The sequence below is a fragment of the Marinomonas sp. CT5 genome (assembly GCF_018336975.1).
Taxonomy (GTDB): domain Bacteria; phylum Pseudomonadota; class Gammaproteobacteria; order Pseudomonadales; family Marinomonadaceae; genus Marinomonas.
In genome coordinates, this window is sequence record NZ_CP025572.1 from 1,736,515 (window position 1) to 1,756,149 (window position 19,635).

At 41.2% G+C, this 19,635-nt stretch carries 17 protein-coding genes; 8 read left to right on the forward strand and 9 right to left on the reverse strand.

Going from position 1 to position 19,635, the window contains the following annotated elements:
• The first annotated feature begins 33 nt into the window (after positions 1–33).
• Complete coding sequence (locus C0J08_RS08085) at positions 34–2,364, forward strand: bifunctional diguanylate cyclase/phosphodiesterase (RefSeq protein ID WP_212655641.1); 2,331 nt, start codon at positions 34–36, stop codon at positions 2,362–2,364.
• Between the two features lie 26 nt (positions 2,365–2,390).
• Here the strand turns inward: C0J08_RS08085 and C0J08_RS08090 are convergent, their stop codons facing one another.
• The 6 genes from C0J08_RS08090 to C0J08_RS08115 all read right to left on the reverse strand — a co-directional run bounded on the left by C0J08_RS08090 (position 2,391) and on the right by C0J08_RS08115 (position 8,894).
• On the reverse strand, positions 2,391–3,326 hold the full coding sequence (locus C0J08_RS08090) for a LysR family transcriptional regulator (protein WP_212655642.1): 936 nt from the start codon (positions 3,324–3,326) through the stop codon (positions 2,391–2,393).
• Positions 3,327–3,363: 37 nt separating this feature from the next.
• Positions 3,364–4,374, reverse strand: a complete 1,011-nt coding sequence (locus tag C0J08_RS08095; protein ID WP_212655643.1) for an ABC transporter ATP-binding protein — start codon at positions 4,372–4,374, stop codon at positions 3,364–3,366.
• Positions 4,371–5,372 (reverse strand): ABC transporter ATP-binding protein, encoded by a 1,002-nt coding sequence (locus tag C0J08_RS08100; RefSeq protein WP_212655644.1) that lies wholly within the window; start codon positions 5,370–5,372, stop codon positions 4,371–4,373. Before C0J08_RS08100 ends, C0J08_RS08095 begins: the two co-directional genes overlap by 4 nt.
• Before the next feature lies 1 nt (position 5,373).
• Entirely contained in the window at positions 5,374–6,312 is a 939-nt protein-coding gene (locus tag C0J08_RS08105; protein ID WP_212655645.1) for an ABC transporter permease, read from the reverse strand.
• Positions 6,309–7,289, reverse strand: coding sequence for an ABC transporter permease (locus C0J08_RS08110; protein ID WP_212655646.1), 981 nt, complete (start codon positions 7,287–7,289; stop codon positions 6,309–6,311). The genes C0J08_RS08105 and C0J08_RS08110 overlap by 4 nt, the downstream gene beginning before the upstream one ends.
• Before the next feature lie 75 nt (positions 7,290–7,364).
• Positions 7,365–8,894, reverse strand: coding sequence for an ABC transporter substrate-binding protein (locus C0J08_RS08115; RefSeq protein WP_212655647.1), 1,530 nt, complete (start codon positions 8,892–8,894; stop codon positions 7,365–7,367).
• A gap of 219 nt (positions 8,895–9,113) precedes the next feature.
• Between C0J08_RS08115 and C0J08_RS08120 the strand changes: the two genes are divergently transcribed.
• The 6 genes from C0J08_RS08120 to C0J08_RS08145 all read left to right on the forward strand — a co-directional run bounded on the left by C0J08_RS08120 (position 9,114) and on the right by C0J08_RS08145 (position 15,772).
• Positions 9,114–9,713, forward strand: a complete 600-nt coding sequence (locus C0J08_RS08120; protein WP_212656272.1) for an acyl carrier protein phosphodiesterase — start codon at positions 9,114–9,116, stop codon at positions 9,711–9,713.
• 317 nt (positions 9,714–10,030) lie between these two features.
• Complete coding sequence (gene ylqF, locus C0J08_RS08125) at positions 10,031–11,041, forward strand: ribosome biogenesis GTPase YlqF (protein ID WP_212655648.1); 1,011 nt, start codon at positions 10,031–10,033, stop codon at positions 11,039–11,041.
• Between the two features lie 11 nt (positions 11,042–11,052).
• Positions 11,053–11,433, forward strand: a complete 381-nt coding sequence (locus C0J08_RS08130) for a YacL family protein (protein WP_212655649.1) — start codon at positions 11,053–11,055, stop codon at positions 11,431–11,433.
• 68 nt (positions 11,434–11,501) lie between these two features.
• On the forward strand, positions 11,502–12,101 hold the full coding sequence (locus C0J08_RS08135) for a hypothetical protein (RefSeq protein ID WP_212655650.1): 600 nt from the start codon (positions 11,502–11,504) through the stop codon (positions 12,099–12,101).
• 219 nt (positions 12,102–12,320) lie between these two features.
• Positions 12,321–14,669 (forward strand): fatty acid cis/trans isomerase, encoded by a 2,349-nt coding sequence (locus tag C0J08_RS08140; protein WP_212655651.1) that lies wholly within the window; start codon positions 12,321–12,323, stop codon positions 14,667–14,669.
• A 119-nt stretch (positions 14,670–14,788) separates the two neighbouring features.
• Entirely contained in the window at positions 14,789–15,772 is a 984-nt protein-coding gene (locus tag C0J08_RS08145; protein ID WP_212655652.1) for an LLM class flavin-dependent oxidoreductase, read from the forward strand.
• 62 nt (positions 15,773–15,834) lie between these two features.
• Here C0J08_RS08145 and C0J08_RS08150 read toward each other — a convergent pair whose 3' ends face one another.
• Entirely contained in the window at positions 15,835–16,758 is a 924-nt protein-coding gene (locus C0J08_RS08150) for an LpxL/LpxP family acyltransferase (RefSeq protein ID WP_249344586.1), read from the reverse strand.
• Positions 16,751–17,461 carry a 3-deoxy-D-manno-octulosonic acid kinase gene (locus C0J08_RS08155; RefSeq protein ID WP_212655653.1) on the reverse strand — a complete coding sequence of 237 codons (711 nt, stop codon included), beginning with the start codon at positions 17,459–17,461 and terminating at the stop codon, positions 16,751–16,753. The genes C0J08_RS08150 and C0J08_RS08155 overlap by 8 nt, the downstream gene beginning before the upstream one ends.
• A 106-nt stretch (positions 17,462–17,567) precedes the next feature.
• Here C0J08_RS08155 and C0J08_RS08160 point away from each other — a divergent pair, with 106 nt between their 5' ends.
• Positions 17,568–18,575 (forward strand): glycosyltransferase family 9 protein, encoded by a 1,008-nt coding sequence (locus tag C0J08_RS08160; RefSeq protein ID WP_212655654.1) that lies wholly within the window; start codon positions 17,568–17,570, stop codon positions 18,573–18,575.
• Between the two features lie 5 nt (positions 18,576–18,580).
• Here C0J08_RS08160 and C0J08_RS08165 read toward each other — a convergent pair whose 3' ends face one another.
• Positions 18,581–19,540, reverse strand: coding sequence for a hypothetical protein (locus C0J08_RS08165; RefSeq protein WP_212655655.1), 960 nt, complete (start codon positions 19,538–19,540; stop codon positions 18,581–18,583).
• Between the last annotated feature and the right edge of the window lie 95 nt (positions 19,541–19,635).

Here is a 19,635-nt window from a genome sequence, read left to right on the forward strand (position 1 = left end):
GTATTAGACTATAAGTACATTGATGGATAGAGAATGATTTCTTTGAAAAAGCAGGCCATGTTCAACAAAGCACATTGTGTGGTTTTTTGTGTTGTTTTTTTATGTGGTCTGGCCACAAGTCTTGCAATGTATTTGGACGAACGTTCACATATTGGCGAACAACAAAAGGCGTTGGGCGATAAGTTTGCTAGTAAATTGAGTGGGGTTTTGCAACAGTACACTTCAGAACTGAATTCAGTGGCCGCATTGATTGAATCCAATACTGGTGATGTCTCTCCTCGCCATTTTGTAGGTTTTGTTAAGAGTCTTGTTTCAAACCAAGATATTCAGTTCTTCTTCGCTCAATATGTTCCTGCAAAAATGAAGAGTACTTTTGAGTCAAAGCTAAGAGTAAGGCTGGGGGATACGAGTTTCTCGATTTACCCACAAGGTGACCGCCAAGAATATATGCCGCTGAGCCTGATTTACCCAAATGAAATACCTTACGGCTTCGATATATTATCGACACAATACCAAGACCTAGTTTCAGTTCAACAGGTTCGAAACTCACTTATGTGGACGGCTTCAAAGCCACTAGCAACGCCTTTTTTACAAAACACACAAAATGCTCCTGCGAATACTATTATCCTAAGCGCACCTATTTATTTACCTCTGGAGAGCCGTTCGAATAAACCAACAGATAACATTGTGTTTTACGGTGTTGTCGGCGCATATTTTAATATTGAAAATTTACTGAAACAGGTTACTTCTTCACTAAAGGAAAATGTTGTTTTTCGTATTGCAGATGTATCGGCTGATAACCCCATCTGGTTTGCGGACTCAGCGAAAATGACATTATGGGATAAGGGTTACGACACTCATTATCTGTCATTAGCGAATCGAAAGTGGCGTGTAGATTCTCGCTTTGATTCCAGCTTGTGGACGCAAGTTCACTTATTTCCAGTACTGTCGGTACTTATTTCCTTTTTCTTATTAGCCTGCTTTCTTACTTTTTATACCAATAAATTATTATTGAGATATCGTTCTGCATTGGATGCCGCCAGTAAATATATAAAAGTTGACGAGTTAACCGGCTTATTAAGTCGTTATTACGTACAACATAAATTGAGTGAACTACTTGTTTATTGTCAGGAAGAAAATAAAAAGCTTGCGACCTTTGTTTTAGATTTAGATCATTTTAAAACTATCAATGAGGCATTTGGTCATGAGTTGGGCGATAAATTAATTGTAGAGGTATCCAGACGATTATCTAATGTACTGCCAAAAAATGCTGTTATTGGGTATTTAGGAGGAGATGCATTTCTCATTTTGATAGTCCAAGATGATCTTAAAAAATGTGAGTCACTCGACTGTTTAGCTCAGAGTATTATTCAGAAAATCAGCGAAGGCTATTATGTTGAAGGCTTGACCTTGAATATTGGTTGCTCGATAGGGGGGGTTGTCTACCCTGAATTTGGTCCAGATGCCACAACCTTGATTAAATACGCAGATATGGCGTTATATCATGCTAAAACATCAGGTCGGTCCACATACCGTTTTTACGATGTCGAAATGGGGGGACGCTTTGAACGTAATGTTCGAATCGAGAGACGGTTGAGAAAAGCGTTGCAAACAACAGGATTAGAACTGCATTTTCAACCAAAGGTGGATTTAATTAGTGAGCGTTGTGTTGGAATGGAGGCATTGCTGCGTTGGGAAGATGAAGAGCTTGGTGTCGTTTCTCCAGCGGAGTTTATTCCCATTGCAGAGCAAACGGGTGTTATTTTACCGTTAGGGGATTGGGTTTTTGAGCAGGCTTTTCGTCATTTGGTTGAGTGGCAAGAGCAAGGCATAACGGTGCCTCCTGTCGCGATTAATTGTTCTGCTGCTCAATTAAAAAGGGCAGATTTTTTTCCTAATTTATTGTCTTTACTCGATAAATATAAAGTGGATCCTTGTCTTCTGGAGATTGAAGTAACTGAATCTATATTGATCGAAGATGCAGAAAGTTGTGCTGAACTGCTGCGTCAAATTAGTCGTCTTGGTGTAAAGCTGGCTATCGATGATTTTGGCACTGGTTATTCAAGTCTCAGCTATCTCAAAGATCTGCCATTTCATTATGTGAAGATTGATCAAGTCTTTATTCGTGATATCACTGAAGATAAGAAGCATGCGGCATTGACTCATGCCATTATTAGTTTGGGTCATAATTTAAACCTTAAGGTTATTGCCGAGGGGATTAGCAATGTCGACCAACTGATTATGTTGCAAGAATTTGGTTGTGATATTGGTCAGGGTTATTTGTTCAGTAAGGCGCTTGGAGCAAGTTCCATGGGAAGTGACCCGATGATAGTAGCATTGAATGAAAAAGAAGGTTTTGATTAATTTATAAGTTCATTTTGTGACCCGCATTAGAGCGGGCCATTCTTCGCTATTTTATTTTTTAGGGCTTCCCAAAATTGCGTTAGGTTCGGGTTTTGATTGAACCTAGAGCGATACAAGCGTATTTCAAGTGGAATATTCCAGTTTTCTTCGCCAGCTAAGGCAACTTTTCCATAGTTTAATGTATCTAGCATTAAGCGCTTTGGAATCCAGCCGATACCGTAACCTTCTTTAACCATGGCCTTTATGCTGACAGAATGATAATTCTCTGACAGGGTTTGTAATTGTGGTATGTCCCGCTGTCTCTGTAGGTGATTATGAATAACAGGTTGTAAAAAAGAATTTTCATAGTAGCCAATATAAGGCAGTGGCTTACGTTTCATGCCGGGTAGCGTGAATTTTGGCTCGCCTGTTTCATCGGTTGCGCTGCAAGGTATCAACATTTCTTCAGCAATGACAATATGTTCATATTGTTCATCATCCAAAGCACGGATGAAGTTTATAGCGGGGTGCCAATAGCAAAGCATAATGTCACATTGTTGATCCATTAAAGAGTTTACAAAGTCGATACCTAACCAAGAGCTGGATTTCATATTGATGTCTAAATCTATGTCGATACTTTGGCAAAAAGGTTCAATGACCTCCTTGTAGAAGCTAAGGAACAAGGTTTGCGTGGTAACAAAACGAATTTGAGACTCTTCTTGTTTGCGTATTTCTTGGCAGCGTTCTTTGGTATCCCTTAATTGTCTAGTAATTAATTCTGCGCTTTGTAGGAAGACTTCTCCTGCTGGAGTTAAAGACAAAGGCAAAGTGTTGCGGTCTATTAATGTGACACGCATTTCTTCTTCGAGCAGTTTTATACGTCGACTAAAAGTAGGCTGAGTAACGTTTTGTTCGTCAGCTGCACGAGAAAAGTGGCGGGTTTTTGCAAGGGCAATAAAGTCCTCAAGCCATCTTATTTCCATGAGACCTCCTGGCAAGCAGAAGTCGTAAAGAAAAGCGTCATAGTCGGCTCTCCTCTATTGCATGACAAGCGACGCTACTGCCATCGACTTGTTGTGTCATTGCTGGAGATTCATCGTAACAGCGTTGATTTGCATAGGGGCAGCGGGCTTGGAATACACAGCCTATTGGTTTTTCAATAGGTGTGGGAACTTCTCCAATTAAACGAATGGGTTGAGCTATATTACTGTCTAACCTTGGAATAGCTGACAATAAAGCTTGAGTGTAAGGGTGTTTTGGAGAGTTAAATAAGGTCTTAGTTGAGGCCAATTCACACACCCGCCCAAGATACATGACAGCGACTCGTGTAGCAAAGTGCTCTACAACGGCAAGATCGTGAGTGATAAAAAGATAGCTAAGATTGCGCTCTTCCTGTTTTTCCATCATGAGATTAAGAACTTGCGCTTGCACTGAGACATCTAGCGCAGACAAGGGTTCATCTGCAACGATGAAGTCAGGCTCTACCGATAAAGCGCGAGCTAAGCTAATACGCTGGCGTTGTCCGCCAGAAAATTCATGCGGATAATAGTCTGAGCTGCTTGCTGAAATACCGACTGACTCTAAAAGCTCGTCAATTTGTTCATCTACTTGGGCTTGTGACAGTTGCGGGTTGTGAAATGAAATAGGCTCACTCAGTGTTTGATAAACTGTCATTCTAGGGTTTAGTGACGCATAAGGATTCTGAAACACCATTTGCATACGGCGCCGAAAAAACATGCGTTGACGGTTATTTAAATGATCAATGCGTTGGTCAAGGTAGTGTATTTCGCCAGCGGATGGTGAGGTTAAGCCCATAATCACGCGAGCGAGCGTTGATTTACCACAGCCGGTTTCACCAACTACGCATAAGGTTTCCCCTTTATTAATCGCAAGGTTAACACCATTAAGTGCGTGGACGCTGTCTTTGTTTCTTTTCAGTCTGCCATGACGGAATTGCCATTGACTAAGCCAGCTTTCATTAGAAGAAAAAGATTTTTCTAGGCCGCTAATTTGGATAATAGGTTGACTCATTCGTCTACCTCCAAATTGCCTTCAGTAAACTCATTAATCATGTCTTCTACAAGAAAGCAGGCCACGCTGGATACGCCACTGTAAATAAATCTTGGTTGCTGTTGTTTGCATTTTTGTGTGGCGTACGGGCAGCGAGGGTGGAAAGCGCAGCCAGTTGGGCGTTCAGCTAATGATGGCATACTGCCCTGGATTTGGTTCAGGCGCTGCCCCGGCAAGGTCATTTGTGGTAAGGCATTTAATAACCCTTGAGTATAAGGATGTTGAGGGTCATTGATTATTTCGAGTGTTGGTCCTTCTTCTACAATGTGACCTGCATACATTACCAAGGTACGTTCGGCGACTTTAGACACGACACCAAGGTCGTGACTAATTAACACTAGCGCTACACCATTGTCTCGGCAGATAGCGAGTAGCAGTTGTAGTATCTCCGCTTGAATGGTTACATCTAATGCCGTGGTTGGCTCATCTGCGATGATGATATCTGGGTTGAGTAGCAATACAGAGGCAATAATCACCCTTTGTCGCATACCACCAGAAAGCTCGTGAGGATATTGGTCAAAGCGTTTTTCTGGTGATGCTATTTGCACGTGATGTAGTTTCTCAATGGCAATACTTTTTGCATCTTTGTAGGCGATTTTGGTATGGCTACGAATGGTTTCGACCAGTTGATCTCCAATAGTCAGTACAGGATTTAACGTCATCATTGGGTCTTGGAAAATCATCGCAATGCGTTTGCCACGAATTTCTTGTAACTGTCGCATATTCATTGATGTTATTTCTTTGTTTTCTATCTTGATCGAACCCGATTTGATGTAACCCGGTTTACCAATGAGATTAACAATAGAAAACCCTAAAACCGATTTTCCAGCTCCTGACTCACCAACGATAGCAATTCGTTCACCGCGATTTAATGTGAAGCTGACGTCAATAAGAGCGGCGAGTTCCTGCTCTTTCATGTGGAAATTGACATGCAAATTGCTGACACTTAATAAGTTCATATTAGTCTTTATACGTCCTTGGATTTAGGTGGTCACGTAACCAATCCCCAAGTAAATTCATAGCTAGAATTAAAATAATCAATGTGGTACTTGGAATGACACAAATCCACCAAGAACCTGCAAACATGTAGGCAAAACCAGCTGAAATAAGTGATCCGAGAGATGGCTCTGTTGCCGGCATGCCTAGACCTAAAAAGGACAGAGCGGCTTCTGCCGCAATTGCGTTGGCAATTTGCACAGTCAGAATAACCAGAATGGGTGATACTGTGTTGGGTAAAATATGGCGAAACATAATACGCTTAGAACTAATACCCATTACTCGAGCGGCATCAACATATTCTTTTTGTTTTTCAGCCAATACGGAGGCACGAATCGTACGTGCAAAAAGAGGCCATTCTGTTAAGCCAATAACAAGAATAAGAATCACCATAGCCAATTGTTGATAGCTGGCCATGCCGAATAGTGATTGAAAAATAGCTAAGAAAACAATTGCTACCATCATGTTAGAAAAAGACAGCTGAATATCGGCACAGCGCATTAAAAAATTATCTATGCGGCCACCCAAATATCCAGCCATTAGACCAATGCAAATTCCTAGTGTCGCTTGTATCAATACTGCGCAGATACCTATGGTAAGAGAAAGGCGTGTGCCATAGAGAATGACCGATAGTAAATCTCGTCCTTGCGCATCTGTACCTAATAAGAAACGGTTATCTCCACTGATCCAGCTCGGCGCAATCTCTGCATTCATTAGGTCCATAAATGCGGGGTCAGCAATATCATAGGGAGCAACTAATGGTGCAAGTAGGGCAATAAGGCAATAGAACGCAAAGACAATGAGAGCAAGCATGGCGAGCTTATCACCCATAACTCCTGTTAGCGTATGGCTCCAACGGCTGCCTGATGTTGGATGAAGCAGATCTTTTCGTGTGTACTTCATAGTCCATGACTCGCTAAGCGTACAGTGGGATTAACCAGCCCATAGATTAAATCCACTAAAGTGTTTGTAATCACAAAAATGCCACCCACAACAATTAGGTAGGCAGAGATGAGTGGAGTATCAACTCGGCTGACCGCATCCATGAATAAAAATCCCATTCCTGGCCATTGAAAAATGGTTTCTGTCAGAATGGTATAGGCGACTAGCGTTCCGGCTTGAATTCCGCCCACCGTAATTACTGGTAGCATGGTGTTTTTTAAAGCATGTTTGAAATAGATGCGTCGAGACGAAAGGCCTTTTGACCAAGCAAAGCGGATGTATTCAGATTGTAAAACTTCCATCATTTCTGCGCGGATCAAACGAACAAAAATAGGCATAAGTGCAATAGCAAGAGACAAACTGGGCAAAAGTAAGTGTTTCAAACCGTCTTTGGTGAAAATACCACTTTCCCATAACCCAAATACTTTAGTCGTTTCGCCACGGCCAAAACTGGGAGCTAAATTCATCTCAATGGAAAAAATGTATACCATCAAAATTGCAATAATAAAGATGGGGACAGATAAGCCAATAGAGCTAACAATCATGAGTAAACGAGACAGTATATGTTTGGGCTTAATGGCTGCTAACACACCACAAGGTGTAGCAACAAGAATAACAAGGATAATAGCGCATATAGCCAATTCTAAAGTGGCTGGTAGCTTTTCTAAGATAACGTCTAAAGTCGGCTCTTTGTAATAATAAGAGGTGCCTAAATCGCCATGCACCACACCTTTTGCAAAGCGCCAATATTGTAGGAAGAAACTGTCATTTAGACCAAGTTCTTCTCGAATCTGGTTGCGTTCTTGCTGGGATACCGTCATGCCAACCATTTGTTGTACAGGGTCGCCTAATTTATCTTGTATGGCAAAGCTAATCACACTGATGATGATCATAACAAAGCAGGCTTGCATTAAGCGGCGAAGTAAAAAAATTAGCATGGGGTAATTGTATTCCCATTGCGTATTAACGCAGTGTTATTTTGATTAAAAACCTTAATCAGGTTGGCATAGTTACTATTCTTCAATGAATAGATCTCCTAAATGAGGGTAGTTTTGATCATTTACTATGTCTTGAATTTTGACTTTATCTTTCGCCGCCCAAATGAGTGATTGCCAATAGAGTGGCACAATAGCGGCATCATTATATATGGTTCGTTCTATTCTTTGCATTAGACGAATGCGCCTTTCAGGGTTCATTTCTCGGTTGGCTTGGCGTATATCGTTATCAATAGAAGGTCTACAATATTGACTGGCATTATAAGCGCCTAGACCGGTTTTGGCATCTGGGCAAGCAATTATAAATTCAAATAAGTTATTTGAATCCATGGTGTCTGATTGCCATCCTAACATCATTATGTCTGCGCTCTGATTATTAAACTCTTTAAAGTATTGTGCTTTAGGAAGCGTTTTCAAATCGACGGTAATATGTATTTTTGAGAGCATAGCGGTAATGGCTTGAGCAACTTTCTCATCATTCATATAGCGATTGTTAGGAGTCATCATGCTAATACGAAAGCCTTTTTCATATCCTGCTTCTTTCATAAGCTCTAAGGCTTTTTTTAAGTCATATTCTGGTTTTAAATCATTTATATGACCTAAAAAGCGGTCAGCACTTAATTGTCCCGCTGGTATAGCGTAGCCTTTTAGAATTTTATCAACGATAAGTGCTTGGTTTATGGCTAAATTAATGGCTTTTCGAACCCTGATATCTTGAAACTCTTTTCTGCGTTTTTGGTTCATGTGCAATAACAAAATACGCGTACTAGGCAGCGTGACTAGATTAATCCCTTTGATCCTTTTTGTGCGCTCAATGTCTATCGGTGAAACAGGAAAGATAAAATCGACATCACCAGACAAGAGTGCGGCGAGTCGAGTGGAGTCTGCTCTAATTGGAGTCAGTATAATTTTATCGATATTACCGGCAGACTTTGTATCCCAATAGTTTGGGTTACGTTTTAACTCCATACGGCTACCTAGCTCTCGTTCGGTTATGATAAAAGGTCCTGTGCCTGATACATTTCGAGAGGCAAATGTCTCACCATATTTAATTATTTGGTCTCGGCCTTGGTAGAAAACTTTATCCATTGGGAATACATACGTCATGATGTTAAGTAGCAATGGATTGGTATAGGTTGAGTGAACATCAACCGTATATTGGTCAACGATAGAAGCCGATTCAATCGTGTTAAACATGGCGCGAAAATCAGGCGATGTTTTTAGTCGTTCAATAGTATAAACCACATCTTTTGCGGTAAAAGGATTGCCGGTTCTAAAGGTAACATTGTGGCGTAAATAAAAACGCATAGTTTTATTATCGATTCGTTCCCACCTAGTGGCTAAGCGGGGTTCAAACTTACCATCTTGTTTCCACCGTAATAATGGATCAAATACAAGGTGCGAAAACTGCAGTGTACCTTCCGACAGCTGTTCATGTGGGTCTAATGAAATGGGGTCTGCATCAAAGGCCATTTTTAGTGTTGTTGCTGTCGCTGTATTCCATAAGAGCAGGGTTAAGCAGCAAGCTAAAATTACCTTGATTTTCATTTGTTTGGTCTCTCTTGGATTTGGCTTATTAAGGGTAATCTGCGACGTCTAAAAATATCAATACAGTACCATTGGGGGATGCTTTGTTTTGACTATTTGGACAAGTAAAGTATTTTTGCAAAAAAATGACTAAAAGGACAGTGATGGTCTTAACCATGACGCATTTATATACAATTTATGTTCTTATTTTGTCTCTTATGATCGAAAAATAAGGTGAAAATGAATTATTTTGCGCATCTTCATATCGCAGCTGTTACCAATACATCTTTTATGGGAAGTTTGTTAGGTGATTTTTCCGTTGATACTAAACAACTTGATGATGATTTATTAGAAGGTTGGCGTTTGCATCAGAAAGTCGATGTCATGGTTGATCAACATGAGGCAAGCGTTTTGTTTCGCTCTATGCCCAGACAAGGGCGTCGTCGGTTTGCAGGAATAGTGCAAGATATTGTTATGGATTATTGGCTATTACGATATTGGTCACGTTTTAGCGCTGTGCCTTTGAATGTATTTTGTGAGCAGGCTATTAAATCTTTACAACGAGATAAATATCGTAGTCCCGAACGTTTGAAAAATATGATTACATCTTTGGAACAGGATAATTGGTTACCTAACTTAGGCACAGTAGAGGGAGTAGAAAAAGCGATTTATTCTATTATGCGGCGTTGGCAACATGGAGTGCACTTGCAGGTTTTTATTAACGATCTTCTTCTGGTTATTGAGCAAGCAGAAGCACCATTTTTGCGACTCTATCCTGACGTATTAGATTTTGTAATGCTAGAAACGAAAAAAGCCGAGGCCACACACAACCTCGGCTAATGGACCTTTTCGGTCCGATCGAGAGAACAACCATATAAATAACGTTAGCTCGGTGCAGATTCCTCGCTGTCGTTTATATGGAGTAATCGAGTATAGAGAGTTTGCAGGTGGTTGCCTTGACTTAAGTCAGGCTTCAATTGGTTGAGATGAAAATTAGGTATTAGAGGATATTGCCTTCTAAATCATAGTTTAAGGCTACACTCATAAGAGAGTTAACGTCTTGGCAATACAGGGCTATAGTATTTTCTCTTTATTATCGTAACTTGTGGTAGAATCCGCCACCGCAAAAAGACTTAGTTAAATATAGGGGAGTTAGGGTGAGCGTTCAGTGGTATCCAGGGCACATGAATAAAGCGCGTCGAGAAATCGAAGATGTTATGACGCAAGTAGATATTGTTATCGAAGTTTTGGATGCCCGTATTCCCGATTCTAGCCAAAATCCTATGTTAAATACATTGCGCGGTGATGTGCCAGTTTTACGTTTGTTAAACAAAAAAGACTTGGCAGATAAAGTACGGTTAGCGCTGTGGTTAGAGCATTGGCAAGGAAATGATTCGGTTTTAGCTCATCCTTTTTCGACTTTAGATAAAGTAGACGTTTCAAAAATTAGTCACTGGGTGAGCCAAATGGTTCCACATCGCGGCACGGCAGAGAAGCCCATTCGAGCTATGATCGCTGGCATTCCGAACGTTGGCAAATCTAGTTTGATGAACGCCTTATTAGGGCGTCGAGTCGCAAAAGTAGGGGACGAGCCTGCGGTTACTAAGTCGCAGCAAAAGCTGAAAGTAACCAATGGTTTTCAGATTCTAGATACCCCTGGGATTTTGTGGCCCAAAATAGAGAACCCTGATGCTAGCTATCGCTTAGCAGTAACAGGGGCGGTTCGAGATACTGCGATTGATTATGAAGATGTCGCTTTGGCTGGTTTGAAGTTTTTTATCGCCGACTATCTAGAGTTGCTAACGACTCGCTATAAACTGAAAGATGTTTCAGATGACTCTTATGAAGTATTAAAGGTCATCGGTTCCAAGCGAGGCGCGTTACGTGCTGGTGGAAAAGTTGACATGCACAAAGCAGCAGAAGTGTTTTTGAATGACGTGAGAACAGGGGCAATTGGTCCCTATGTCATGGAAACACCTGAAATGGTTGCTCATGAAGAACGTTTGGTTGAAGAAGCGAAAGCTAAGAAAGAAGCTGAAAGGCAAGCCAGGTTGGCGGCGGCTGTTCCACAGCGCCAGCAAGCTAGTAATCGTGCTTATCGTAATAATCAGACATCAGCAGAAGTTCAAACTAGTAAGCAAGATGAGAATATAGATGACAAACAGTGAGGTTCACGGTCATGGATTATGAAATTGCCTTTGATCAGGACGAAAATGTTTATCGTATTTATACAGGGTATGAATTCGCTGCAATTGGTGAGTGGGTCTCTGAGTACGTACGTGATTTGGAAAGTATTCAACGTGTATTGATGGCGGCTCGTTTGGCGGAGTCGGAAAAAGAAACCACTCAATTCAAGCATGGCCCTTTTGATGTAATCTTGAGTGAAGAAGGGGTGTCTGTTTCGCGTCGAGTGGATTTGGATTCTGCTGCGGAGGAGATTAAAGCGATGTTTGATACACAGGAGAGCTTTTACCAAACATCAACGGATGGCATTCAAGCGGAATGTGGCTTAGAAGACCTGATTAATATGATTGAGAACTGGCACGACGTGCTGCAGTAGTTGTTCATTATGCTGGCTAGGTTTACACTAGCGAGTGTTTATATTTTACGTATTTTTAGGGAGCCTATATGCTCATTGAATTGGAAAAAGCCCGCACTCGAAATAATGTTGTTCGCATATTTCGTGAAGAGTTGGATGGACCTGACAGTTGGACCGACGGTTTTGTTGTGGATGCCAATGAAGAAATGGTTTTGCTCCAATTGGTGGATGATAGTGTTCGTCTTAATGGTTATCAGGTTCTCTTTCTAGAGGATATAAGTGATTTCGCTCATCCGGCTCCCTTTAATGACTTCCAGAAAAAAGTATTATCGCTTCGTGGTGAAGAGGTTGTTGATCCTGAAGTCGAACTTGATGATTTAGCCGTGTTGCTAATGGATATCAGTGAAGAGTTTGGTTTAGTAACGCTTCATCGTGAAGAGATTGAACCGGACAGTTGTGAAATAGGTCGTGTAATCCGAGCGGATGCTGTTACTTATGAGCTAGAAGAAATTGGCTCAGATGCTCGATGGTTTGATGATACGTTTGAATATGATTTATACGATATCACCCGTATAGAGTTTGGCGGCGCCTATGAAGAGGCTTTGTTGTTGGCCAATGATGATATGGGTGATGACGCTTATGAAATATCGGATGATTTCTCTGATGTTGAAGTTGCTGACGACGAATAGTTCTTTTTGATAAGGCGCGTAGAGAGTGCCTTGATGGCAAATTTGATAAAAGCGCCGTTATCGGCGCTTTTTTATGTGTAGTGTATAAGTCAATTATTTCGCTCACTGGTTATTTTTAAAGGTGTTTTGTTGGATCTGTAGATAAGTGTGTCTTGAGTAATGATATACAGTGAATGACTTCACAAATTAATACGAATGAGAATAAAAGGAACATAATTTATGTCACGGTGGCTGACCCTTCTTTGCTCACTGCTGCTCGTTTCGGGCTGTGCGGCTTATGCGACACATCAATTTGACAATGTATTTGGATCAGCCGATCCTGCAAATCGCATTGCGGATGTTAGTAAAGAAGACAGTGCATTTTATAATGAGCAAGTTAAGCCTATTTTAGATAGTCGTTGTGTTTCCTGTCATGCTTGTTACGACGCACCTTGCCAACTGAAATTTACGGCTGCTGGTGGGATAGAGCGTGGCGGTTCTAAAGAGTTGGTTTATGATGGCACACGCTTACTGGCTTCGTCTCCAACACGCTTATTTATTGATGCGAAAACAACCGATGAGTGGCGCGCAAAAGGGTTCCATCCTGTTTTAAATGAACGTGAGCAGTCACCATCAGCAAATCTACAAGGTAGCTTGTTGTATCGAGCGATAGCGTTACGTAAAAAACAGGGAGATTTTACTCAACCAGTTCTATCTGATGATTATGACTTCTCTCTTGCTCGTGATCAGCAGTGCGTGAGCATTGAGAATTATGATCAATTCGAGAAAGATTATCCGAAATGGGGTATGCCTTATGGGCTTCCTGAGCTAAATGATGATGAATATGATGTGTTAACTCGTTGGCTGGCGAAAGGTGGGAAAATGCCTAAGCCTGAACCTTTATCTGCGGACATGCAGAAGCAAGTTGCGTTATGGGAGTCACGTTTAAATGGCGATGATTTGAAAAGCCAGCTAATTTCTCGTTATATCTATGAGCATCTTTATTTATATAGTTTGTACTTGGATGATGGGGAGAAATACCGTTTTCAATTAGTTCGTTCTAAAACGCCACCTGGCGAGCCGATTGATAGAATTGCGACCCGACGCCCATATGATCCACCGGGTGTTGATCGTGTTTATTATCGTTTGTGGACTGATCCCGAAGTTAAAGTCCAAAAAAACCATATTCCCATGCAATTAAGTGAGGAGAGATATAAGCGTTGGCAGTCTTATCTCTATGATGATAGTTATCAGGTTACTAAGGATCCTGGCTATGATCCGGAAGTAGCGACTAATCCCTTTAAAACTTTTCGTGAGATACCAGCGTATGCACGTTATCGCTTTCTCTTAGATCACTCCCAAAAAACCATTATGTCTTTTATTAAAGGGCCTGTTTGTCGCGGACAGGTGGCAGTGAATGTAATTAATGAGCAGTTTTGGGTGTTTTTTATTGATCCAGAAGTGGTTTATAACAAAGGGTCTGCGGATTACTTAGAAGATAAGGTGCAGAACTTAGATTTACCTGCAATTGGGTCGAGTAATACCTTGGCGTTATCATCATGGATTACTTTTTCGGACCAGCAAAAATCTTATTTGTCAGCAAAAGCAAAGCTTGTTGAAAATGAGTTGGGCAGTAAGATTCCTTTGGATCTAAGTTTGATTTGGGATGGTGAAGGTTATAATCAAAATGCTGCATTAACTGTATTTCGTCATTTTGATAATGCTTCTGTGGTCAAAGGGATGGTTGGGCAACAGCCAAAAACCGCGTGGGTCATTGATTATCCTTTATTAGAGAGAATTCACTATCTGCTTGTGGCTGGATTTGATGTTTATGGTAATGTTGGGCATCAGCTAGAAACGCGTTTGTATATGGACTTTTTGAGGATGGAGGGTGAGATGAACTTCTTACTTTTGCTGCCTAAAGAAGACCGAGAGTCGATTCGCCAGTACTGGTACCGAGAGGCTAATCAAACCATTAAAGACTATATATTCAGTGATTATATCAAAGTAGATCGTCAGACTCAGATTGATTTTGAGACGGATGATCACCAATCTGAATTGTATGAAATGCTGCGTGATAAATTGTCCACAGTGCTAGACCATGGCTATGACTTAGAGCAAAGCAAACTCAATGCTAATCAGCTTAAAGCCTTATATAAGTTACAGTCAGTGCGTGGCGGCGGGTTGGTGCATTTGCCTAACGTTGCCACTATCTTGGTGACGAAGCAAGGTGAACCAATGGAGGTCCTTAGTCTGATTCATAATAAAGCCCACGCCAATATTTCCAGTCTACTGGATGAGGAAGCGGCGCGTTTACCGGATGAAGATGGTGTAACCTTAGCTAAGGGCGTGTTAGGGGATTACCCTAATGTTCTGATGCAGGTGGAAGAAAGTGAGCTAATTGATTGGGCGGAACAAGTTGGAAGCCTTAAAACAGAAGAAGATTATGCGGAGCTTGTGGACAGTTTTGGCATCCGCAGAACTCATCCTAACTTCTGGTTTGTTAGTGATGCCATTGGTAATTTGAACAAGATTGATCGTCCTAGAGAAAGTGGGATTTTAGACTATAACCGCTTGGAGAATAGATAAGCTAATGGCTCTAAATGTGCTTTGGTTTTCGTTTCTGCATTTAGTGCATGATTGAGTCCTTGTAACTTCTGCTGATGAGTCTTAAATAGAAGGCATATTAGTTTTCTTGGATGAATATTATGGTTCCATTTTCAATACTTGATCTTGCGCCCATTGCGGAAGGAAGTTCTGTTGCGGATTCATTGGCAATGAGCCGACGTATGATCATTGCGGCAGAAGAACACAATTATCAACGCTTTTGGCTAGCCGAACATCATGGTATGGCGGGTGTAGCTAGTTCTGCAACCTCTGTTGTTTTGTCTCACCTTGGTGCGGCAACTTCAACAATTCGTATCGGTTCTGGTGGCGTGATGCTTCCCAATCATTCGCCTTTGGTGATTGCAGAACAGTTTGGAACTTTGGCTGAATTATACCCTGGTCGTATTGATTTGGGGTTGGGAAGGGCTCCTGGAACGGACATGCAAACCGCAAGAGCGCTTCGTCGTAACATGGATGCTTCTGTAGATAGCTATCCTGATGACGTTTTAGAATTGCAAGGCTTATTAGGTGATGGTGATCAGGGGATTATGGCGGTTCCTGGTCGAAATACCCATGTTCCTTTATGGATGCTAGGTTCCAGTCTATATAGTTCTCAGGTGGCTGCTGAGTTTGGTCTGCCTTATTCTTTTGCTTCCCACTTTGCCCCTGACCAGTTGATACAGGCGCTTACGGTTTATCGCAGGAACTTCAAGCCATCTGAGCAACTTTCAAAACCACATACGATGGCGGGTGTTATGGCTGTGGTTGCTGATACAGATGAAGAGGCAAAATACTTATTTACCTCTGCCCAACAGCAATTTGTTAATTTGCGTCGCAGTCGAAATCTACCTTTTGCTCGACCTGTAGAGAAAATGGATGAAATTTGGTCACCAAGTGAAAAGCATATGGTAGAGCATATGTTGCAATATGCGATTGTTGGTTCGAAAGAGTCGGTTGCTTTTAAGCTAAAGAGCTTTGTCGATACAACTAATGTTGATGAGCTGATTATTTCCATGCCCATTCACGATGCGGAAGCTCGTTTGAAGTCTTTGCGCTTAATGGCGGAAGTGAGGGACAGTTTTTAATTTGTCCTCTTGTTAACAAAATAACCCCCTGAGAGAGTCTCTTCACTTTCAGGGGGGTATTTTTATTTGTCGTATGGTGTTGGTGCTCCAGGGATAACAGGAGTTTTAAAACGACGATGAGACCAAAAGTATTGTTCTTTTTTCGGTAATATCTGTGCTTCAATCAACTTATTGACCGTAGTGGCGTCTACGACTTCATCCCCAGTAGGGTAATCTTTTAATTCTTTTAGAGAGAGAAAATAGCCGTCTTTTGTGCGACCATAATCATAAAGTAATACCGTTGCTTGAGAGTTTTTTGCTAGTCGGCTTATATGGCTTAGGGTAGCGCATTGGTGGCCAAAAAATGGCGCGAATACGGAGTTGCGACGGCCATAATCTTGGTCAACTGCATACCAGACCGCTTTATTGTCTTTAAGTGACTTGATAACGTCACGAACATTTTTGCTGTCAATTGTTTTGCTGTAAATGTGCTTGCGTTGGCGTTCCATTACCCAGTTCATAACAGGGTTTCTTTGTAGTTTATAAATGGGATGTATATCTATAAAACGAGCCAAATGTGTGCCACAGAGATCGATAGATGAAAAGTGCGCACCGATCACAATGCAGCCTTTTCCTTTTGCAAGTGCTTTTTCTATAACATCCTGATCACTGAAGCTGACTTTAGGTATTGTTTTGTCTCTGTCTTGAAACCAAGAGTTAAACATTTCAAAAATACCTACGCCCATACTAGCAAAATGCGCTTTTGCTAGTGATTTTCTTTCTGATGTTGGCATCTCAGGAAAACATAGGCGTAAGTTAATATTGCAAATACGTCTTCTGTTGGCACTTAAGAAATAGATCAATCTGCCTAAATTGGTTCCTAAAAAATTTTGGATAGGCCAAGGTAAAAAACTAACAATAAAAATAATGCCCATACTTAGCCAAGTTAGCCAATGCTTCGGGCCTATAAAGTTTTTGATACTTTTGTTTAATGTGCTTTTAGCCACGATACCCCTCCAAAAAAGTCTGCCACTGTTCTTCAGAAACATAAAAATTTGCGTGTTTATTGGATTCTTTATCAATCGAGCGTTTTAAGCGGTTGATGTTGGATTGCATCCAATCTTTATTGGGGGATCTTTGTTCACATTTATCGAAATCGATAACCCAGGTTTTTTGTTGGTTATCAATCATGATGTTGTGGCAATTTAGATCTGAGTGATAAATGCCATTGTTATGGAACTGTTTTATCACGCGTCCTATGTTGCTCCAATCTACATCCTTGCTTTGGTTCTCTTTTATTATGTCGAATAAATCACGTGCGTTAGGAATGGTTTCGGTAAGTAATGAGGCCTGATAAAAGCCAAATTGAACGGTGAAAAGTCCACCAATAGGCTTGGGAACAGGAAGGGATAGTTCGTTCATTTTTTCTAACAAATTGAGCTCTAGCCAAGGTCGTGTTTTTTTACAATCTACGAAAAGAAAGCGACTTTTATTGAATTTTGCGATAAATCCACCACGTCGATAACGGCGTATGACGAATTGGCCAAATTCACTATTAATAAACCACACTGCACCACGACCATTTCCTGTGCCAGTAAGTGCGTGTTGTGACTGCCAGAATGAAGGGTCAAACCATGATGTTGAAATAGGCAAAGTTAAATTGCTTTTTAATAAAGTCGTATTTGGCGATATTTTAATGGTTTGTGGCATATTGCTCGCTTTAATTAGGTGTTACTTGATGTTTATAAACTTGGACACATTCAAGGTTGAGTATTCTATAATACTTGCCGAATTTAAGCAGCCCTAAGAGGAAGACATGCAACAAGAGAATATTCAACAAATTGCCGTGGTTCGTTTGTCTGCATTGGGGGATGTTTGTCATGCCGTAGCGGTTGTTCAGGCCCTGATGAAAGTGTACCCAGCGGCAAAAATCACTTGGATTACTTCACCTTTGGAGGCTAATCTGGTTCGTCTGTTAAAAGGCGTTGAAGTAATTGAATACGATAAGAAAACAGGTTTTTCTGGAATGTTTGAGTTGAGAAAGCAGCTCAAACATATTCGCTTTGATGCCTTATTGCACCTGCAGTGGTCATCAAGATCCAGTGTGCTGACACGTATGCTCAAAGTAAAAAGGCGTATTGGTTTTTCATTGTCTCGATCACGGGAAAAACAGAATTGGTTTGTGAATGAACTGGCTCCAGAGCCAAGAGGCTATCATGTATTGGATTCATTTTTGTCGATAGCGAGTGTTTTAGGTGTCAAAGATGTGAGTTTTCCGTGTGAGTTAGATTTGCCTGATAATCCTCTTAAACTCTCTAGCCCCTATGTGGTTGTCAATCCTTGTGGCTCTAAAATCGAAAAGAATTGGACCTTGGAGGGAAATCGAGCTGTGATCAATCGTATTTTAGAGAAGGGGTTTACGCCTATTCTAACTGGTGGGCCGTCAGCGCTAGAAGTGAATTTTGCTCAGGAGATTGAGTCGGGCATAAAAGGCGTGGTGAATTTAGTCGGTAAAACTTCGGTTGAGTCCATGTGTGCTCTAATAAAAGACGCTTTACTTGTTGTTAGTCCTGATACTGGCCCAGCGCATATTGCCACTTTAGTTGGGACGCCTGTTTTGGGATTATATGCTTTATCAAATCCAAAGCGTACGGGGCCTTATCAAGATTTAGATAACGTGGTGAGTGTATATGAAGAGCTTGCTGAAAAGGAATACAATAAACCTGTTGCTGATTTGCCTTGGGCGACAACGGTGCATGACCCTAAGGCCATGCAGCATATTCGTATTGATCAAGTTTTGGCTGTGCTAGACACGCTTGTTTAGCAGAATTATTGAGTTAGAGATTGCTCCGCTAGTTTAAGATCTAATGTTGCCTTTAGTAGCTTATATAGCTGAATAGAGGCATCAATTTCTTCTTTTCTATTGGTTAAACTTTCGATATTTAAGCCAAGTGGAACCCCCAGCGGTAGGGCGGTTTCAATAATTTGCTCTAAGGCATTTCGGCAGATTTTGATGGACTCTTCTAATGGTGCTGTAGCATCTAAAATACGATGCTTAGTAGCTTCTGGAACCGAGATACCAAGCCATTCCATGAACTCAAGTGTTTTTGCGCTGCCACAGGGAGTGAAGGTTAAAATGATGCGCTTGGGCGTTTCGCCTTTTTCTTTGCAAGTTCTTGCGTAGCGACTAATAAGATCCGCTGTCGCTTGGTGGTTGTACACCGCTTGTGAGATAAAAAACTCACAGCCTGATGCCGATTTTTTTAGTAATCGTAAATGCTCGTCACCTTTTTTCTCATGACGCTCGGCAATAGTCACCCCGCCCAAATTAAAGTTATGTGGTGAGGATTTTAATGTCTCATAAGCTTGCGGTAATGGCAGCTTGATGTCGCTATCTGAAGAGGGAGAACCCACTAAGACCAAATCACGAATACCATACTGCTCCCAAGCTTCTGATAACCAGCCTGAGAATTCTTCTGAACTGCGAGATGATACAGATTTATACGTAATTACAGGCTTATCTGATTGTTGATGAAGGCGCTTTGACCATGCTCTAGGGTCATGGGTCTCCATAAATGGAAAGGGTCTTGGCTTGTCAATTCGGCTGGTTTCGTCTTGAATGTCATAAACGATTAAACCATCGACGTCGATATTATCAAGGCGAGCGAGCAGTTTCTGACTGACTTCCTCTAGCTGCTTTTCGTCAAAAGAAGACTTGGGTGGGGTTGTTCCAATAAAGTAAACCCCTCTACTAGGGTCTTGGAGCTTTGTTGCGATTTCCGATTTCATAATGTCACACTCTATATAAACAAAGCAGAAAATGGTGAAAGTTTTTGTTCTGCGTTTCGTTATGTTTGTTGTTGATATTCTAACAGTGAAATGAA